At 44.5% G+C, this 18,342-nt stretch carries 17 protein-coding genes and 3 pseudogenes; 9 read left to right on the forward strand and 11 right to left on the reverse strand.

Annotated features, from left to right (window positions below; genetic code table 11):
* Positions 1-192: 192 nt before the first annotated feature.
* From BJP37_RS37305 to BJP37_RS24165, 4 genes and pseudogenes are all read right to left on the reverse strand, one after another.
* Complete coding sequence (locus BJP37_RS37305) at positions 193-375, reverse strand: hypothetical protein (RefSeq protein ID WP_143727769.1); 183 nt, start codon at positions 373-375, stop codon at positions 193-195.
* A gap of 180 nt (positions 376-555) precedes the next feature.
* Positions 556-865, reverse strand: a pseudogene (locus tag BJP37_RS24155) (zinc ribbon domain-containing protein); the annotation flags it as partial.
* 102 nt (positions 866-967) lie between these two features.
* Positions 968-2,053: pseudogene (locus tag BJP37_RS24160) on the reverse strand (nuclease/transposase family protein); the annotation flags it as partial.
* 318 nt (positions 2,054-2,371) lie between these two features.
* Positions 2,372-3,565, reverse strand: coding sequence for a calcium-binding protein (locus tag BJP37_RS24165; protein WP_081431314.1), 1,194 nt, complete (start codon positions 3,563-3,565; stop codon positions 2,372-2,374).
* 15 nt (positions 3,566-3,580) lie between these two features.
* Between BJP37_RS24165 and BJP37_RS24170 the strand changes: the two are divergent.
* Positions 3,581-4,446: pseudogene (locus BJP37_RS24170) on the forward strand (IS5 family transposase).
* Positions 4,447-4,864: 418 nt separating this feature from the next.
* Here the strand turns inward: BJP37_RS24170 and BJP37_RS24175 are convergent.
* From BJP37_RS24175 to BJP37_RS24190, 3 genes are all read right to left on the reverse strand, one after another.
* Complete coding sequence (locus BJP37_RS24175; protein WP_075902588.1) at positions 4,865-5,494, reverse strand: DUF948 domain-containing protein; 630 nt, start codon at positions 5,492-5,494, stop codon at positions 4,865-4,867.
* Positions 5,495-6,459: 965 nt separating this feature from the next.
* Entirely contained in the window at positions 6,460-6,825 is a 366-nt protein-coding gene (locus BJP37_RS24185; protein ID WP_075902592.1) for a YtxH domain-containing protein, read from the reverse strand.
* A 233-nt stretch (positions 6,826-7,058) separates the two neighbouring features.
* A complete protein-coding gene (locus tag BJP37_RS24190; RefSeq protein ID WP_081431315.1) occupies positions 7,059-7,406 on the reverse strand; it encodes a hypothetical protein in 348 nt (115 codons plus the stop codon).
* Between the two features lie 44 nt (positions 7,407-7,450).
* Here BJP37_RS24190 and BJP37_RS24195 point away from each other — a divergent pair, with 44 nt between their 5' ends.
* Positions 7,451-7,897 carry a YraN family protein gene (locus BJP37_RS24195; protein WP_075902596.1) on the forward strand — a complete coding sequence of 149 codons (447 nt, stop codon included), beginning with the start codon at positions 7,451-7,453 and terminating at the stop codon, positions 7,895-7,897.
* Between the two features lie 273 nt (positions 7,898-8,170).
* Here BJP37_RS24195 and BJP37_RS39970 read toward each other — a convergent pair whose 3' ends face one another.
* Positions 8,171-8,434 carry a hypothetical protein gene (locus BJP37_RS39970; RefSeq protein ID WP_158069750.1) on the reverse strand — a complete coding sequence of 88 codons (264 nt, stop codon included), beginning with the start codon at positions 8,432-8,434 and terminating at the stop codon, positions 8,171-8,173.
* A 39-nt stretch (positions 8,435-8,473) separates the two neighbouring features.
* On the opposite strand from BJP37_RS39970, the gene BJP37_RS24205 reads away from it, so the two are divergent.
* The 4 genes from BJP37_RS24205 (at position 8,474) to BJP37_RS24220 (ending at position 12,128) form a co-directional block, all read left to right on the forward strand.
* On the forward strand, positions 8,474-8,992 hold the full coding sequence (locus tag BJP37_RS24205; protein WP_075902600.1) for a hypothetical protein: 519 nt from the start codon (positions 8,474-8,476) through the stop codon (positions 8,990-8,992).
* Positions 8,993-9,090: 98 nt separating this feature from the next.
* A complete protein-coding gene (locus tag BJP37_RS24210) occupies positions 9,091-10,140 on the forward strand; it encodes a Rieske 2Fe-2S domain-containing protein (RefSeq protein WP_075902602.1) in 1,050 nt (349 codons plus the stop codon).
* Complete coding sequence (locus BJP37_RS24215) at positions 10,137-10,910, forward strand: hypothetical protein (RefSeq protein ID WP_075902604.1); 774 nt, start codon at positions 10,137-10,139, stop codon at positions 10,908-10,910. Before BJP37_RS24210 ends, BJP37_RS24215 begins: the two co-directional genes overlap by 4 nt.
* 234 nt (positions 10,911-11,144) lie before the next feature.
* On the forward strand, positions 11,145-12,128 hold the full coding sequence (locus BJP37_RS24220; RefSeq protein WP_075902606.1) for a DMT family transporter: 984 nt from the start codon (positions 11,145-11,147) through the stop codon (positions 12,126-12,128).
* A 14-nt stretch (positions 12,129-12,142) separates the two neighbouring features.
* Here the strand turns inward: BJP37_RS24220 and BJP37_RS39975 are convergent, their stop codons facing one another.
* The gene (locus tag BJP37_RS39975; RefSeq protein WP_229415432.1) at positions 12,143-12,310 is read right to left on the reverse strand and encodes a hypothetical protein; all 168 of its coding nucleotides are present in this window, start codon (positions 12,308-12,310) and stop codon (positions 12,143-12,145) included.
* Positions 12,311-12,417: 107 nt separating this feature from the next.
* Between BJP37_RS39975 and BJP37_RS24230 the strand changes: the two genes are divergently transcribed.
* The 3 genes from BJP37_RS24230 (at position 12,418) to BJP37_RS24240 (ending at position 15,397) form a co-directional block, all read left to right on the forward strand.
* On the forward strand, positions 12,418-13,455 hold the full coding sequence (locus BJP37_RS24230) for an ATP-grasp domain-containing protein (protein ID WP_075902610.1): 1,038 nt from the start codon (positions 12,418-12,420) through the stop codon (positions 13,453-13,455).
* A gap of 71 nt (positions 13,456-13,526) precedes the next feature.
* Entirely contained in the window at positions 13,527-14,093 is a 567-nt protein-coding gene (locus BJP37_RS24235) for a GNAT family N-acetyltransferase (protein WP_075902612.1), read from the forward strand.
* A 548-nt stretch (positions 14,094-14,641) separates the two neighbouring features.
* Positions 14,642-15,397 (forward strand): cysteine dioxygenase family protein, encoded by a 756-nt coding sequence (locus BJP37_RS24240; RefSeq protein ID WP_075902614.1) that lies wholly within the window; start codon positions 14,642-14,644, stop codon positions 15,395-15,397.
* A gap of 339 nt (positions 15,398-15,736) precedes the next feature.
* Here BJP37_RS24240 and BJP37_RS24245 read toward each other — a convergent pair whose 3' ends face one another.
* A complete protein-coding gene (locus BJP37_RS24245) occupies positions 15,737-16,936 on the reverse strand; it encodes a homocysteine biosynthesis protein (RefSeq protein ID WP_075902615.1) in 1,200 nt (399 codons plus the stop codon).
* A 141-nt stretch (positions 16,937-17,077) separates the two neighbouring features.
* Entirely contained in the window at positions 17,078-18,319 is a 1,242-nt protein-coding gene (locus BJP37_RS24250; protein ID WP_075906418.1) for an AI-2E family transporter, read from the reverse strand.
* Positions 18,320-18,342 lie beyond the last annotated feature (23 nt).

Genomic DNA, 18,342 nt, shown 5'->3' on the forward strand with positions numbered 1-18,342 from the left:
GAGAGCTATGAAGCTTATACAGTCTACTTTTTAGCTCTCATGTCGCCCCCCCAGGTCAGACTTAGGTTACGAGCTAGGGAAGCTATAACTATAATGTTATCCTCGGGGCATACTTTAGAAAGTAGTTATATCAACGAATGAAGCTAGAACAAAGAACAAAGAACAAAGAACAAAGGTAGCAGGAGTACGAGTCTAATTTTGATGGGAATGACGAAAATTGCTGAATAGACTTCTTTCAGAAGTCGGGAATAGGGAATAGCGATGCAGAGGTGCGACCCGTGGCGAATTTAATTCGCCAACGGAAAGCGCACCTAAGCGGTCTTGGGGGTTCCCCCCATGAGCGACTGCCGTGGTTTCCCCCATGAGCGACTGCATCAAGACGGAAACAGAGAATGAGAGGCAGAGAATCAATATCAGTGGAGTGGGCATCCTGCCCGCCTGGAAATGAAACAGGCAAGATGCCCGTTCCACAGCCAGATGCCCGTTCCAGAAAACTCATGAAGCTTCCACCACCTGAACGTTCGCGTAGCGTGGCGATAGCCAGGTGGTGGTGTCCTATGCTAACCTGGAACTACGAAGCGTCCACAGGTCACATAGACAAGCCCAGCTTCTAGGCGGTCGTCGAGATCTTTTGCGCTTTACGACCCTCCTCGCCATTTCTGCGAGTGAGTTTAAACACGCCTCTGGCACCGATGTTGTAAGCACCGTTTAAATCTGCATTAAACCGCTTACCTGAACGGAAGGTTGCCAAGGAGTATTTTTGGGAATTTCGTTTGACCGTACCAGAGCCATCAAAAGCCAACTTTGAAGTATAGGCAGCAACAACCTCTATTACTCTGCCACCTAATTCAGCCCATTTCATTTCTTGAAGTTACCGTAAGAGTAGTGCAGCCTTTATAGTTGGTAGGCTATGCATCAAAGGTGACAGGTCTTGTTGTAAGGCTGCACTACTCTAAGGTTTCGTCTCTGTGAAGCTGCGAATTTTTGCTTTGAGCCATCCGTGGAATCTTTGCCTTAAATTAGAGCGCTTTTTCCCACCTCTTGGCTTCCACCCCTTAAGATTCTCAAAGACAATTGCTAAGGCCGTAGGCCACGCTACGCGAACAGAATTAAACTTTTCAGCAATCTCTACAATCCCCTTGGAGACAACATGGCTAATTTGATTATTAATTCTTTGGCACTTTTGATAAGTATTGGAGCAAAACCCTTTATGCAGTTTTCCTCCTCTGCCCATCGTTTTTGATGCTCTTTTTGATACGGACTTTAGTCGTTTATCCCTGCGGTCTATGTCTCTTCCAAGGTGAATAAAATCACGTTCGCGTAGCGTCGGCTTTGCCGAATGGATTACAGTGCCGTCATGGGTTACGACTGCTACGGTAGCCGTAGTGTTTATACCTAAATCTACCGCAGTAACATTAGCCTCCGGTTTGCGTTTTTCTGGCTTACAAGTGAATGGAACAGACAGATGGCAGCACCTATCATTGAAAATCAACGACGGAGACATCATTTTGTTTGTAGTCACCTGGTGGCGCTGTCTTAAACCGGTGATTTGAACCATAGTCCAGACCCAGTTTTTGCCATCAAAAACTTTGATTTCTACTTGGTCGAAACCATACAGCTTGTAACACTGTCCTTTGTACAAAGCAGGATAGCAGCCAGCATCAGCATTTAGTCTTGGCGGCTTACTATCTCTGTTTTTTCTGTTACCAGATTGCCATTCCCGATATCGAGTAACAAAGCTACTAACCTGTCCAGCCGCAAATGCAATTGCAGCTCGACGGTAATAGCTAGGAAATTTGTAAAAAGCTTTATTGAATTGTGGATATTTGATATTTGGACGCTTGGCTGTTTCATGCATTAACTTTTCGACAGCAGGAGTTAACTGATCTGCTGTCAATCCACCAAGCTCAGACCAATCAGTATAAATAATGCCAACCAAGTACCTACAAGCCTGACGATAAACTTTGACCGTCTCCGCAAACAATGCTTTTTGTTCGGAAGACGGATTAAGTTTCCATTTGTCAGTTCTGATGACTTTGTTCGGCGTTTTCACTGGTCTATAATAAGATTGCTATTTAACATTTTAGCCTCCAAAAATGGAGACGACAATAGATTGATTGATGTTCCAGGTTTTTGGCTATTGTTCTTAGCGTGGACTAACCCTGGAGACGAAACCTTAGAAGAGTAGAGCCTTACGACAAAAGTTTCAACCTTTTATACATAGCCGACCAACCATAAAGGCTCTACTCTTCTTACGGTAACTTTAAAACCTGAACGTTCGCGTAGCGTGGCCTGCGGCCAGGTGGGGGAATGCGTCTCACGTTCTCTTCAAATCATTCGATTCTTAAGCAACATCCGGAAGCGAGGGGTATTAGAAAAATATACTGGAGAGATTATCAGTAAAGGTACTAACCTCAACTCCCTTTACATTGGCGAGAAGATCACCATCAGCAGCTATGATATTCACACTGCCATTAGACTGCTCAAAGGTAAGGGTGTTAGCATCACTAACCCCAAAGCGAGTTAACCCCAGTTGGAAATTTATCACTTTGTCATGTCCTTCACCTTCTTCAAGGGCAATGGTGTTGTTACCATTACCAAGCTCGATGGTGTCTACACCGGAACCAGAATCAATAGTATTGTTTCCGTCACCAGTTTTGATTACGTCATTTCCAGCACCGCCAGTTATGGTGTCATCACCGTCTAAACCGAAGAAAGTGTTGTGAGCCTCGTTACCAATTAGTTCGTCATTAAAATTAGTACCAAATACCCTTTCGATACTAATTAAAGTTTGTGCTACTTCCTGATCTTGCTCATCGGTGTAACTACCAGTGCCTTCAGCCAGATTCAGCTTAATACCAGAGTTGATTAGATCTTGAAAGTTAACGGTATCAAAACCTTCTCCACCGTCAAAATAGTTAACACCGGCACTGTCTCGGAAAATGTCATTTCCTGCACCACCGACATATTTGTCATCACCGTCTAAACCGGAGAAACTGTTGTTAGCTTCGTTACCGATCAGTTCGTCATTAAAATTAGTACCTACTGCTTTTTCAATACTAATTAAAGTTTGTGCTACTTCCTGATCTTGCTCATCGGTGTAACTACCAGTGCCTTCAGCCAAATTGAGCTTAATACCAGAGTTGATTAGATTTTGAAAGTCAACGGTATCACGACCTTCTCCACCGTCAAAATAGTTAACACCGGCACTGTCTCGGAAAGTATCATGTCCTGCACCGCCTTGGAGGACATCATTACCACTATCACCCCAAATTCGATCATTCCCAGCGCCACCTTGAATTACATCGTCACCTTCTCCACCAAAGAGTTGATCATTCCCTTCATTTCCTTGGATTACATCATCACCCTGATCTCCATAAATTACATCATTACCTAGATTTCCCTGGATAATATCATTCCCTTCCCGTGGCTTTGTTGCATAAAGAGTATGAGTTAGCTGCAATACTATTTCGAGAGAAAAATTTGGCTCGACCCAGCCATGACAGAAGCTTTGACCAAGACCCAATAGAAAATTAGGAATTGGAGTGAGTACAACACAGCCCATTAAAACCGAGGAAGTTTGACCTTCACCGATTGATGAGGAGGTACTCGAGGGATGGTGGAATCCGCACAAGACAGGGAAACGAGGCAGATCACCCCAATACAGTGACATAGCGATCGCGCTCCATGAGTACGATCAGTTCACTGCTGAATTTACCAGGAAGGCAAACCCAAGGATTGATGGAGTCGTTATGCCCGGTTAATGGGGGTGGACTTAGATGTACCAGACCATTCAACGGTATCGAGGCGACTGGGAAAATTAAGTGTAGCAATGCCCGTCATAGAAAGGAATTTGGCACGGCATGTGGTGGTGGATTCCACAGGTATAAAAGTGTATGGGGATGGAGAATCGAAAGTGCGTCAACATGGTGTGAGCTTTCCGTCGCAGTTGGCGAAAGCTTCATCTAGGGGTGGATGAGAGCACAGGGGAGATACAAAGTGCCCTAGTAAGTACCAATAACCTCAGTGACGATTCCGCTTGATCGGAGGTGTTGGACGCCATAGAAGAAAATATTGAAGCAGTATCCGCAGATGGAGCCTATGATCAGCGCAAGTGCTATGATGCCATCAGTTCTCTCGGTGCTCAGGTCAATATCCCCCCACGTCATGATGCTCAATATTGGCCACAAGAGGGGGACAACCATCCACGCAATCAGAACCTGGTGCGGATTGAACAAGTGGGTCGAAGCCAATGGAAACACGAGAGTGGATACCACCGTCGCTCATGATCGGAAACAGCGATGTTTCGTTTCAAGGTGATCTTTGGCACTAGTTGTTCTCGTCGTACTTTCGATAACCAGGCGCTTAGTACTTTTACTGGCCTGTGCTGCCCTCAATCCTATGACCCATTTAGGTATGCCTGATAGCTATGCCCATGATTCTTAAGACTTCTCCTGAGAGGGGGAGCATTTTGACTCTTAATCATTCATGCAACAAAGCCCAAAAATAGCGCTACGCGCAATGGCATTGGCAAGAGGCAAGAGGCAAAAGTTGACGTGCATTAGCTTTGCAGCTTTTATAAATGTCAAACACCTTAATGCTTAGTGCTATATGAGATGCACCAAATCTACCGAGAGTTGGACTGATTTTTCTGTATGTTTTAATTTAATAGGATTGCTATACTTTTATCTGCTGGTGTTTACCAGTTCTCAATTACTGACTAACTAGATTTTTCATCCATTAACAAAATATTAACAAAAACGGGATAATGCCACCCTTGAATTTATAAACTAAAGGGTGGCATTACATTTATTGTTTATTTAGTCTGTATAGTCTTCAGGTGGGAATCTTGGTATTGCCTTCTTTAAAAAGAATTATCATCTATGTCGTAATCAGAGGTTTCACGAGTCCCGTGATTGACCTCTTTATGGTTATAGTTACTATCTATGAGCCTTGGCTGATTAACATCTGATGAGCGTTGATCAGTCTCAGGAATTTCTAGAGCTTTTCTGTGAATAGGTGCGCTTTCCGTGATGGCGTTCGCGTAGCGTGACCTACGGTCAAGGGATGGCTCGCCATCACGGGTCGCATCTGATGATGCTAGGGAATCGATTGACCTGGATTTTGGTGAGGTACCCCTCCAAGTTTTCCAGGCAGCTTTGAAACCCTTAAGCACATTACGAGTATTCTCTTTGACTTTTTGGGCTTGGTTTTTAGCATTGCTAATACTGTGGTCAACCTGTTGAACCACGTGACCAGCACTTTTGACTCCTTGATTAAGATCATCTGTCAAGTCGCTAATTTCCAAGCCTGTCAGCCGAATGGCTTCTAGGGTCGGTGGTAATTCCCGATTTAGGGTATCAGCTAATTTTTCCACACTACGAGCTGCCCGCGCTAACTCTTGTACAGCAGGCAATAACGTTACCAAAACAGCGGTTAAACTAACTGCTACGAGCAGAAAAGACAGCCCGAGCCAAAATAGAGGATCAATCACAAAAAATCCTAGGATGTTGGGAAGCCCCGTCTATGGGGGCTCAGGGGGTGACAACAAGGCTAAAAACTAAACAGGGTGACCGGGTGTGGGGGGTAGGGGGTGGGGAAAATAAAAGCGATGCAGCGCGGTCTTGGGGAGCCAGTGCGGTCTTGGGGAGGCAGCGCGGTCTTGGGGGTTTCCCCCACTCGCGCTTTGCCGTGGTCTCCCCCATGAGCAACTGGCGTGGTTTCCCCCATGAGCGACTGCATCAAGACAGGGAATTTGGAGTGAGCCGGTGCAATAACAATCGGTCATATACCTGATTTAACCGTCCCGTCGCAACTTAGCCAGCTTTTGATCTTCCCCTACACCCATCACCCCACACCCGGTCACCCCGTAAAGCTTTTAAGGCTGTTTGTCACCCCGTCAGCTATGGGGGAGAGGGGTGATGACCGTTGATTTATTATACAGGTTAATCTATGCTATGATTCGGTAACTGGCAATGGAAAATCCGAGTTTACGACTTTTTTGATCAAGCCCTCGCCTTCAGTAATTAAGCTTAAGTGAACTTAATTGACCAGCCATTAGGTGCGCTTTCCGCATTAAGAATTAAATTCGCCACGGGTCGCACCTCTTCAAGTCTTGAAAAAACACCCTTGAGAAAACACCATTGAGATCGCCCAAACTTTAATCAATTTTATCCTATCAGTTTTCGTGACATTTGACAACGTATTTGACAAGGTTTAGTGATATTATTGGCTAATACTTGCAGCATTATGATAAATTTTTCCATTTCCGATCTTCGCGAGTCGGCTAGCCCACACAAAAACAGGGCGTTGTCCTTGTAGGGAGATAATTTATGGATAAGGGGAAGAGGGGGAAGAAGCGGAAGAAGGGGAAGTAAGAAAAAACCCATGACATCTGGCCAATCGGCAACACCAAAACAAGAAGTAGAGCTTCTTACCCCCCGTCCGGGATGCCTAAAGCTAATGTTGATTAGCGGACGAGTTGGACTCTGCGGCAACTTCCGACTCGGACTTTATTGGCTCTACGCTTTCAGCCACAGAAGCTTTTTCAGCCACAGAAGCTTCAAGACCTGCTGCGATCGCTACCTTTAGTCGAGCTAGGGTATCATCCCAGTTACGCAGTGTGGAATCGGAAAGGCGATCTGCCTGTAGTTGCACACTGCTAGAAAGATCTTCGGCTAATTCGGGTAAGGCATCTGCGGATTTTTTCAAAAGCTTGCGTGTATCGCGACCAGTACGGGGGGCAATTAGTAACCCTACCACTGTTCCTACGGCACTACCCAGTAGCATGCCACCGATAAATGCTCCAGCACTTTTTTTTGACATCTTTTGATTTGTGTTCCTCCAACAGTTTTAGATAAATGGGATGGATAAAACTTTTATACTAAATGGTTTTGGTTTATTATCCTACAAGTAGCTTGATAATTGATCAGTAGTTAGTAGGGTAAGAGTGTGGGGTTTCTCACGACAGTTACGGTGAGGGTGATCTCAGTTGCCGCTTGGGGTTGGTGACAGCTATGCTGGGGATACTACAACCCGATACTAGTCACAAACCGATACTAGTGCGATCGCTTTTGAGGGAGTAAGCTGTTCTTGCTCGTCGGTTTATTACTAAAGCGCCACCTAAATCCTCCAATTTTTTGAAGCATACCCAACAGTAGAAAAATTTGCTTGAGTGTGTGTAGCTGAACCTGTAATTGTTGATACTCCTCTCTCAAACCATGAATACCTACTTGCCCAAGAACAATTGCCTTGGGAGCACTATATAACTTTTTATAGATACGAGGTTCAACCCTTTCCAACCGATTAGCGATAGATGAAAGCCACTGTCCCAATCTCCACACTTGGCAAGCAGCGTATAGACACAACAGTGAGAGCACAATATTGATAACGATTACAACTATCATAATAAAGATGCCAGTGATACAATTGACTTTAAAATGATGATAGTATGGCTAAGGTTGGGCAACTGGGAGAGAAGTTAGTCGCTAGGTGGTTACAAAGCCAAGGCTGGGTCATCCTAAACCATAGCTGGCGCTGTCGATGGGGAGAGATTGACCTAATTGCCAAAGGAAACCCGGTGGCATTGGCTTTTGTCGAGGTTAAAACTCGCAGTCGAGGGAATTGGGATGCCGATGGTCGAAGAGCAATTACACCACAAAAGCAAGCTAAACTCAGGCTTACAGCTGAGTTATTTCTGTCAGAACATCCAGATTTAGCTAATCTACCGTGCCGATTTGATGTTGCTCTTGTCCGTTGCCAGTGCCTGAGCCAACCTTTACACTCTACAACCGCAGATCAAGAGATCGAAAGTCAGATAGTTGAACTAGCTCAACCGGTATTGGTGGCAGGATATAAGCTGATTCTACAACACTACATGCAGTCAGCTTTTGATTAGCTACTCGGCTTGGGTGTTGGGTTTGACTGCTAGCTCATCCTTTCTTAATCGTCAAGATTGCCTTTTGGCTTGCTTTTGCCTGATTTTTCTGGACAACCTTGTTGGTATAGTGAGCGCCTTTTCTCTCAACAAACCTAGGCTTGAGAAGCTTCCCAGGTGGGAGTGTCAAAAACATACGATTTTATCAGGCAGACAGATTCTCCGGTATTACCTAATCTTAAAGAAGAAACAGATACCCATTGTCATAGCTTGGGATAAACTGAATCATATCCATCACTCCTCAAGAGTAGAAAAATGGAAAGCTTCACCATTGCTATTGTCGAGTGGATCATAAAACTGTTCCGCCTCTACCTGGTCGCTGGTTTGATTTTTGCGGTTCCTTTCGTCATCTTTGGCGTGCAACGGGTGGATCCCAATGTCCATGGATGGGCGATCGGCTTTCGCATTATGATCATTCCCGGTGTGACTGCCTTCTGGCCGATGTTTGCCACTCGCCTGTTGAGAGGCAAAACTCTTCCGAGTGAACGCAATGCTCACCGTATATCGGCCAAACGACTGACCTGAAAGGGAAATGCCATGATTCTCGCTCGCCGTAAAACTCACTTTTATTCCTTTGTGGTACTAGCAGTTGTCCTACCAGTGTGCTTCTTAGCAGGGATTTTACTGCGTCCTACTTACGAACCAGTAGATGTAGCTACCAATAAATTATTTACACAGGCAGGGTTCGTGACACAAACCCAACCCCAAGCCAGAAAGGCAATTGGCTCAACTAAACTTGAGGATGGAACATTTCGGTTTCATGTTGAAACCTTTGTCAATTACCAAGGCAAACTGGTGATGGAACTTAAGTCTCTTTCTTTGCTCCAAGTTCCCGACCCCTTGCTGTATTGGGAAGCTACTAAGGAAGCCCCCACAAAAATTAGCGATCGCTCTATACTGCTAGGCAATCTGGCAGGGTTATCTCGTAAACAATTTTTGCTTCCTGCCAGTGTGCGAGGCAAAGCGGGACATTTGCTGATCTACAGCCAGGGGCAACAGAAGCTGATTGCAGCTCTACCATTGCCAGCTAAAATGACTAGAGTTTCTCGTTATTAGTCCTGAGTAAATAAACGAAGGTTTACTGATAGTTACTAATGACTAATCACTAATGAAGAATCACTAATGAGCAATAGCAATTAACCTTTAGTAAAACAATGAGTGTTGCCTATAAAGCTGTTCTGTGGAACCGCCAGAAGTTTATTTACGATGCTATCCTTCTAAGCTTAGTTGTCCTTTATATTGTACTTTTCATCAATGTTACCCAGTGGTTCGATAGCAACATCGACATCAGGGGAGTCAGGATTCGCGCTTTTGGCTCAGCTGCTTTCATCCTGTTGCACGTCATCTTATCCATTGGTCCGCTAACTCGCCTGAGTCCAAAATTCTATCCCCTCCTCTACAATCGGCGTCATATGGGGGTTACGATGTTCTTCTTGGCTCTCCAGCACACCCGCCTTGGCCTGCAATGGTACCACGACTTCGGCAATCTCGAACCTTTGGTTAGTCTGTTTCTGAGCAATACTAACTATCTTACCTTTATTCGCTTTCCCTTCCAGGTTTTGGGATTTGTTCCCCTGGTGATCTTGTTTCTAATGGCAGCCACTAGCCACGATTTCTGGCTGGCTAACCTAACCGCTCCGGTTTGGAAAGGTTTACATATGAGTGTTTATCTTGCCTACGCACTACTGACAGGTCATGTCCTGCTCGGAGCACTGCAAACTAACAAGCATCCAGTTCTGACCCTTGCTGTTGGTGTTGGACTAGTGTGGATTGTGGGAGTGCATTTGGCAGCAGGGATTCGGGAGTTCGGGCGGGACAATCAGGACCTTGTTACAGGAAACGAAGAATTTGTGGATGCGGGCAGCATCGCAGAAATCCCGGAAAATCGAGCTAAGATAGTCACTCTCGGAGGCGAGCGGGTGGCAATTTTTAAGTATGACGGTAAGATTTATGCGGTTTCCAACGTCTGTCAGCATCAGAATGGCCCTCTAGGGGAGGGAAAAATTGTCGATGGCTGCATCACCTGTCCATGGCACGGCTACCAGTATCTACCAGAAAATGGTGCTTCCCCCCCACCCTTTACGGAAAAAATCCCTACGTTTGATATTAAGTTAGAGGGCGATCGCATTTTGGTGAAAACTATACCGAACCTTCCTGGTACCAGCGTTAGTCCTGCTGTAATTGCTATGGAGGAACAGAGGTGACTACCAACAGCGAAGGTCAAAACACCGATGAATTTTATATCGGTTATGGTAAGGTACCAACCGGCATCAAACGGTTTCTGTTGATATTGATTCCCGTGCTAGCCCTGGTGATTCTGACTATAGCCGCTGTCTTCCCCTTAATTCATTACCAGTTTAATTCTGGAAAGGTCAATAAGGCTCAAGAGTTTGAAGGGTTGCTGTTAGGACAACCTGTTCCTCACTTGCTGGTACCCCGTCCAGGGGATACCTCCTCTCAAGCCCCCTACTCTCGCTACTTGCTCACGGGTCCGGGAAAAACCTCACCCAAGTCCAGCGTATTGGATCAAGTGGGAAAGTGGGTCAAGCTAACCGGTAGTCCAGTTTATCGCAACAACCTTACGGTGATAGCAGCTCGCTCTGCAGAGGCAATTGACCCTCCTTCGGCAGCAGTGAAACCGGATGCGGGTAAATCTTTGGGTGAGTTCTCCCTCTTAGGAGAGATTTTAGACAGTAAATGCTACCCAGGGGTGATGAAACCAGGACAAACTAAAACCCATCGCTCCTGTGCCATTCGCTGCATCAGTGGTGGTGTTCCTCCGGTGTTCTTAGTGTACAATCAGCAGGGGGATAATCTTTATCTGCTCCTAGTAGATCGGCAAAACCAGGCGATTAACTCCCGGATTTTGGATAAGGTAGCTGACCCTATCCGGATCACTGGGGAAGTAGTTCAATATGGGGATATGTTTGTTCTCAAAGCTGACCCGGAAAGTTATGAGCTGGTGACTCAGTAAACCTGGGGATGATGGGCAACGGATGGGTAACCGAATTACCCACACTCCTCCGATTCCCCACGCTTGTATAGGATTTGACAAATGATCTGATATATGTATTAACAGAAAAGGATAGATTTAGGTATCCTTGCCCCCCCTTTTAGGTGTTCTCTCGTCAATGATTTACCCATTCCTCGGATAACTGGACTAATGCTTTACTAGGAAAGGATACACCACTCTTCCTGAAGAACGGAAATGATTGCCAATAGTATCAATAACCTTAACCCCAAATTGCTGCTAGTTGTCTCCCGGGCCCTGGCAGCATTGCGACCCTCGGTAATTGCTTTCCTAATTGCCAACGCTAGTATGCTCAGTGGTGGGAAGGAAACACCAATATCGTTTTGTAACGTTCTGTTTGTTGGCAATCTCTGTGCCTCTTTGGCAGTGGTGGCTTTTTTTGGAGCGATTCCTATTCTAAATGAACTCCGAAAGCTGAATGTAAAGCTGCTTCTGGGATTGTTTATTAATGGTTGTTTAGCCGCCTTACTGTCTGCACTGATTTTCCTGGGGCTAAAAGAAACTACTGTCACCAATGCGGTCTTATTGGGGCGATTTGGTCCGGTACTCTATGCTCTGGCAGGAGCCATTTTCTTTGGCAAGCGTATTCTGAAATGGGAATGGATTGGCTTTTCTCTGATTGGCGTCGGTGTTGTTGCTATTGTTTTTAAAAGCAGTAATTATCAAATCAATCAAGGAGACCTTTTAATCCTGGGATCAACCTTTTTGTATGCAGTTACGTCGATTATCGGCAAGTTGACCCTTTCTAAACACAATAGTTTGTCGGTAATTGTCTTCAGCCGTAACTTTATATCAGCTGTAATATTTTTCGCGATCGCTAGTTATTTATTTGGTCCGTCTCATTTTGGAGATGTCTTTTCAGGTCAGCTTTGGATGGTGATGGGGATCTATGCGCTAATTATCATCGTGATTACCCAATTTCTCTGGTACGCTGCCCTGGAAAAGTTAGACTCGAAGACGGTAGGTAAGTGGACTGTATTATCCCCCGTATTTGGGATAGTTTATGCGCTAATTCTCAATGGAGAACGCCCTTCACTGATGCAAGTAATAGCATTTATTGTGATCATGATTGGAGTCTCGATCACTAACTTTAGTAAACAACAGCCCCAACCAACACAGGAAATTGCAGCTAGAGGAGAAAGTTCTGCATCTTCTATGTAAGTAGATAGCAGTTATCAATTCAGTGAGGTAGTTACTAGGAGTGGGTAGGGAGTAGGGAGTAGGGAGTAGGGAGTAGGGAGTAGGGAGTAGGGAGTAGGGAATAGGGAGTAGGGAGTAGGGAGTAGGGAGTAGGGAGTAGGGAGTAGGGAGTAGGGAGTGGGACAAAAATCGGTGTACCTCATCAGTATGATAATTGCCATCAAAGGAGTAGAAAAGAGTTAGCAATCGGTATAGTTTAATCAGCTTGTAATTTAATGAAAGTAAGAAGTAATATAAGAAGTAATGTAAGATGAAATTACTTTCCATTTGCAATCCTTCTCGATACTCTAGTCCGTTACTGGACATACCCATCTTTTACCAACGGCTAGCCCTCGACGAACGATTTGAATTCTTCCACATCCCTACGGAGGGCGTCTTCACCCAAGGAGCAAATACTGAATCGATTCAGGTAGCTCCGGTGAAGGGAATACTACCTTACACTACCTTTCTCGAATTAGATTCACAAGTCCGGGATTGGCGATCGCTAGAGGAGTTTGACTTGGTATTTTGTCGCACCTTAAAGCCTTTTCCTGAAGGATATCTAGATAGACTACGATTGTGGGAGCCTTTTGTAAAATTTGTCAATAGTCCTACGGGAATTCATGAGCAAATTCAGCAAGAATTCCTCCTCAAGGTAGCGAGTAAATTTACCCCAGACATGGTAGTAACCGATAGCTGGATGGAAGCATTGACTTTTTTTGAAAAGCACCAAGTTATTGTGGCTAAGCGATATAATAGTTGTGGTGGTCGAGGAGTTTTTAAAATTTGGTATGACAAGGGTCATTTCCTAGTGGATAATCCCTTTGCAGGTACCAGGGAGTTTACTCACTTTTCTGAGGTGATGAATTATCTGAAAGGTTCCACAGGCAAACCACTACAATTTGTGCAATACTTGCAGCGAGTTGATGCGGGAGACAAGCGGATTGTTGTGGTAGATGGTGAAATTTACGGTGCCTATATCCGCCGCTCGAAAAGTGGTCATTGGGTGCATAATGTCAGCGTAGATGGAGAATGTTTTTTATCAGATATCAGCTCTGAAGAAAAAGAAGCAATTGACGCCACCTTTGAACACTATCGCTGTCGGGGTATACATACCTTGGGATATGACTTTTTGATGAATGATGAGGGTAACTGGTGCATTAGCGAAATCAATGGAGGAAATATTGGTGGCTTTGCTAGATTAGAACTGTTAACCAACCAATCGATAATGGAGCGATTGTTCACCTGGATGATTGAGTTTTCTCGAAAGCCGAGAAAAAACCTATCGTTGGGTTTGGTTGAAGATTAGGAGTGTTTAGTTCTCTAAATTATAATTGAGAGCGAGGAAATAATTAGGGCAAAAAAAATAAGTGCAGAAAAATGTCAACTAAAAAAGAGAATTTCTGTGCAGATTTACCAGAGCCTCCCAACATTCTGGTAAGGCAATATAAAAATACTGATTTTCAAGCAATTGCATCTATTTATAACGAGTCTATCGCTGCAGGCAACAGTACGATGGATTGCCAATTTTATACCGCTGAGGACATGAAAGTACTCGCGAATAAGTTTGGCGATCGCGAAACCATACTGGTTGCAGAACGAGAAAGCTGTGTTATTGGGTGGGGTGTTATCAAGCGCTATAGCCCTCGCTTAGGCTACCGTGTTTGCTGCGAGATTTCGATTTATTTTTCTTTAGGGGAAACTGGTAAGGGTTACGGCAGTATTTTACAAACAGCATTGCTCCATAAAGTTGAGGAGTTTTGCTATCACCATGTCGTTGCTAAAATTATTGCCTGCAATCAAGGGAGTATTGAATTTCACAAGCGATTTGGATTTGAGGTTGTAGGTGTTCAAAAAGAAATTGGGTTTTTCAAGGGACGCTGGCATGACATGGTTATTATGCAGCTTGTTTTATCCCATATCCTACCTTACTGTCCTGAATTATAACACTCTGTTATAGCAATCTGTGTCGGAGTTTTGAACATGGGAGGAGCTTGCAAGCGATACTTCAAGCGGATGTAACGGATGGGAAGATGGGAAGGAGGTTGAAGATGGGGAGGGATTTCTTTTTCGTTTCAATCGGGCTTGCTATAGCTTGAAGAAATCTTTGATGATATGAGGAATCATGATCATGTGTCCTGAATAAAAATAAGCTGAGATAGTTCTCAATCTTTTTCAGAGGATAGTGAGGAATTTATCAGCTTTCTCTCAGCCTAGAGCTTTAAGGTCTATACAGTAAAGTCAACCAGTGAGGAATTTTTAGTTAGGTAAATCTATGGATGAGGGATTAAGTATTAGGGATTAGGCTTTGAATAGTAATCTCTAACACCATTACCCTAACACCATTTCCTTACCTAGTAATAGTAGACATTTCGGTTAATCCCTTATTGCGGTTAATCCATTCTAGGATGGTTAATCCCATTTTGTGAATTTTCAATTTTTAATTCTCCATTTTCAGAAAACCAAGTTTTTTTAAAAAATTAGAGGATGGAAAAATGATTCAGATTATTACTGGCATGAAGACTTCTGTATCCGATAAAAGTCTTCCCGAGAGTATCCAGCGCTTAATTAGTAATATCCAAAGTCAGTCGGTATTGGTACCGAAAATTGCTCGTAAGTGCATTTTGGATGCACGCATCTCACCGAAAGATTTGATCGGATGGGCTGACTTTGATCATCCCATCACCGACAGCTACGGTCGAAAGCTACTGTACGAGTGCGATTCCTTTGAAATTATGGTGATGTCTTGGGCTCCAGGAGACTACAGCACGATTCATGACCACGGCGTAGCCCAATGGGGAGCAGTACAGTGCTTTGGCGAGGCGGAACACTACGTGTATACCTTAACAGATGGAGTGCTACAAACCCTGAAGCGGTTGGACTTTAGGTCAGAAGAGGTAAAAGCAGTAGCTGACGATATGATTCACCAGATGGGCAACCCCGGAGAATCCTGCTTTTTTAGCCTTCATGTATACGGGTGCGAAAACCCCAAGGGCTCGATCACTAGCAACGCACGAATCTTTGACCTGCTTGAAGGCAGCATTCAACGAACTGATGGAGGGGTGTTCTTCTGCTTGCCAGAGACACAAATTAAAGAGCGGCACTACGGCTTACAAGCAGACACTGAGACTACCCTAAGACACCACGAAAAAATGCGCGATCGCATTTGTCGAATCCTTGCAGTAGAGGACAATCCTCTACTCCGCTCAAAATTAGCTGTGTTAGACGAGCAAATGTCACAGCTCAAGTAAGCTAAAGATAATTGGTAATTGCTAATTGATAATTGCTAATTATTAATTGCTAATTATTACTTTTCAATTTTCAGTTTTTAATTTTAAAATGACCGTAAGTATTCAGCTATCAGCTATCAGCTATCAGCTAATTCATCCCAGGTTCTAAGCCTGTGCCACGAGTCATGGAATTTTACCCAGACTTTCAGTTCTGATTAATCTGGAACTATTAGGTGAGACCCGTGGCGAATTTAATTCTTAATGGGTCAAGCGCACCTTTAAATTTTATCGTTCTAGGTTTATTTTAAGCTGACGGCTGACGGCTGACGGCTGAATGCTTACAAATGACCAATGACTAAATCAATCCAAACTAATTTGAGAACCCCATAGGTCTTGAGGTAGAAATGAGCGGTCCATCGGAATTGGTGCTACTGGTTCAGTTAGGGTAAATTTGCCACTCTCAATCCATTGCTTTAATTCCAGAGCAACTTGCCGGGAGAGGAAAATACTAGCAAGAGGAGCTACACGTACTAATTTACCATCAATAGTGATCCGACCAGACTTCAGCTGAGCGTAGCTGACTAACCCAAAGGTTGGACGCACCCGTCTAGGAATGGCAAAATCTACCACTGGTGCAACAATGTCTTGATCTTGTACAGCACAACGTTGCACTACTTCTTCATTCAGTACTGGCATTGGTACGCCCACACCTAGCATCAGAGAGGGGCCATAATTTTTAAAGTAACAACCCCGTACCCATTTGGGATTCATTTGCTTGGCATCTCCAATTAAAGCTAGAGTTGCTGCTGGTCCTATAGGTGTCTGATTGGGAAGGCGTTTTTGCAGTGGGAAGTGTTGGGTCCCTTCCCAAGCAATATAGCCAATCCCTCCACCCATAAAAATCCGCGTGCCAATACCCACTAGCTTCAGTTCCGGATCATTGATTAGGGGTGAGATTGCTCCTGGGTTAGAGTAAACCGCATTGGAGAGTTTGGGCTGCAACAAACCCAGATAAGTATACAAGGGGCGATCGCCTCCATTCACCCCTACTATGAAGTTTTGATACAGATTGCGAGGATTGAATAAGTAAAACTGATTAATTCTATCCTTAGTGATCGTGGTCTCAAAGGAGCTTCTAGGATAACAATCTGTCACCTGTCCAAGAGCTTGCAGGTGGACGGGTTTCCCAGCAATCAGGTCTTCAATGACATCACCACCACCCCTTTGCCTATGTTCTTCCATATCTGGAATCTCACGGTTATCTGGGTAGTCAACAACTTGAGTTGCTCCCAAAAACAAATCCACTGCTCCGAAGCCAGTGTAAGCTGGAACTCCATCTAACCAACATTTCCGTATTTTCACGGGTGGGTCAGTATGTCCCAAATTCATGATTGCTCCGGAAGACTCCATCTGCTCAAAGGTACCGGTAGTAATGATGTCTACTTCTTTCGCCGCCTGAGTCACACCGATGTCTGCCACCCGTGCTTTTAATTCTTCCACTGTCCACACTACGGCACAGTTACCCTCGATTTTGTCATTAATTTGAGCAATGGTTCGCATAGGGATTGGGAATGGGGAGAAAGGTTTTCCAAAATATCACTTGCCAGTGGTATCTTAGCTCACCTCGGTCAGCCGAGCGTGATCATAGGCAGTTGTGAAAATCCATAGCTTGGATTGTAACGGCTCAAGGCTTATGAAGGCTTACTCTTCCTCCTTCTCGATTTGATCTGATTTGTCGGATTTGGGGTGATTGTCCGATTCAGTGCTATCCTGGGAATCCTTTGATGTAGTTGGGCTGGCTAAATCAGGATTTGGTGATGCGATCGCCTTTGGCGCGGCTGAGGCCTTTGGCCACGCTTCGCGAACGCCGATCGCAACGGTTTCTGTAGAGGTCTGGGTATCTCTGATTGATATCGGACTAGTTTTCCATTGATCGAGGATATCTTTAATTAAAACTTCTTTTAGCCAAACCTGAGCAACTACGGTTAATGGTAAAGCTAACAGTAAACCTAAAAAACCAAAGAATGTCGCGAAAAATACCTGAGCCAAAAGGGTTACTGCTGGTAGCAGGGATACCTGTTGCTTCATGACCAGGGGAGTTAGCAAATTACTTTCCACCTGCTGAATAATGATGTAGAGAATTAAAACAGCGATCGCTTTCCAGGGTGCATCTAGTAGAGCGATCGCAATCGGTGGGACTACACTCAATCCAGGGCCAATATTGGGGATAAATGTCAAGATACCTGCCAAAGCCGCCTGTGCCAGTGCCAGTTCCACTTGTAGGATGACCAAACCCACAAAACTTAAGCCAGAAATGGCAGCAATGTTAACGAGAATGCCTACTAACCACCCCCGTAAAGAGTGATCACATAGAGTCAAAATTTGATCAACTCGACGGCGATAGAAAGATGGGAAAAGTCGGATAAAGCTTTGACGATAAGCCTTGGGGTCAGCCAGTAGCATTATAGTCAAAACTAATACCAGCAAAACTTGGGCTACGACAGCCAAAGAGTTAAAGGCAATGGAGAATCCACCACCCAATAACTGATTAAGTAACGGTTGTAGCTGTTGAATTAGCTGATCTAATTGGATCTCGGGGAAAGTAATCAGATCTGGGGGAAGACGCGCTGACAACACATCCAACCACTGACCTAATTTTTCTATACCCCTAGGAACCTGATCAATCAGCTCTAGCACTTGGTCGGCAAACGGTGGAACAATTAGCCAGTAAAACCCTACCGTTAGAGCAACCATCAGAAGAATTGACAGCAGCACAGCAAAAAGCCGTTTGATGCCAACCCGGCGGAATTTTTCCACCAAGATATTTAAGGCATTGGCAAGTACCACAGCAGTAAATATCAGCAGCAGTACTTTACGGATTTGCCACAGGATGTATAACGAAAGGATAAAGGCAAGTAGACCAATCCATGTGCCTAGACTCATGGTGAAACCTCCCAGTGGCTCTA

Origin of the sequence: Moorena bouillonii PNG, assembly GCF_001942495.1 — a bacterium.
GTDB classification, from domain to species: domain Bacteria; phylum Cyanobacteriota; class Cyanobacteriia; order Cyanobacteriales; family Coleofasciculaceae; genus Moorena; species Moorena bouillonii.

Bases quoted from the DNA above. Each gene is read 5' to 3' on its own strand.
- BJP37_RS37305 (WP_143727769.1), bottom strand. From the start codon at position 375: ATGCAGTCGCTCATGGGGGAAACCACGGCAGTCGCTCATGGGGGGAAC.
- BJP37_RS24165 (WP_081431314.1), bottom strand. From the start codon at position 3,565: ATGGGCTGTGTTGTACTCACTCCAATTCCTAATTTTCTATTGGGTCTT.
- BJP37_RS24185 (WP_075902592.1), bottom strand. From the start codon at position 6,825: ATGTCAAAAAAAAGTGCTGGAGCATTTATCGGTGGCATGCTACTGGGT.
- BJP37_RS24190 (WP_081431315.1), bottom strand. From the start codon at position 7,406: ATGATAGTTGTAATCGTTATCAATATTGTGCTCTCACTGTTGTGTCTA.
- BJP37_RS24195 (WP_075902596.1), top strand. From the start codon at position 7,451: ATGGCTAAGGTTGGGCAACTGGGAGAGAAGTTAGTCGCTAGGTGGTTA.
- BJP37_RS24205 (WP_075902600.1), top strand. From the start codon at position 8,474: ATGATTCTCGCTCGCCGTAAAACTCACTTTTATTCCTTTGTGGTACTA.
- BJP37_RS24210 (WP_075902602.1), top strand. From the start codon at position 9,091: ATGAGTGTTGCCTATAAAGCTGTTCTGTGGAACCGCCAGAAGTTTATT.
- BJP37_RS24220 (WP_075902606.1), top strand. From the start codon at position 11,145: ATGATTGCCAATAGTATCAATAACCTTAACCCCAAATTGCTGCTAGTT.
- BJP37_RS39975 (WP_229415432.1), bottom strand. From the start codon at position 12,310: ATGAGGTACACCGATTTTTGTCCCACTCCCTACTCCCTACTCCCTACT.
- BJP37_RS24230 (WP_075902610.1), top strand. From the start codon at position 12,418: ATGAAATTACTTTCCATTTGCAATCCTTCTCGATACTCTAGTCCGTTA.
- BJP37_RS24235 (WP_075902612.1), top strand. From the start codon at position 13,527: ATGTCAACTAAAAAAGAGAATTTCTGTGCAGATTTACCAGAGCCTCCC.
- BJP37_RS24240 (WP_075902614.1), top strand. From the start codon at position 14,642: ATGATTCAGATTATTACTGGCATGAAGACTTCTGTATCCGATAAAAGT.
- BJP37_RS24245 (WP_075902615.1), bottom strand. From the start codon at position 16,936: ATGCGAACCATTGCTCAAATTAATGACAAAATCGAGGGTAACTGTGCC.
- BJP37_RS24250 (WP_075906418.1), bottom strand. From the start codon at position 18,319: ATGAGTCTAGGCACATGGATTGGTCTACTTGCCTTTATCCTTTCGTTA.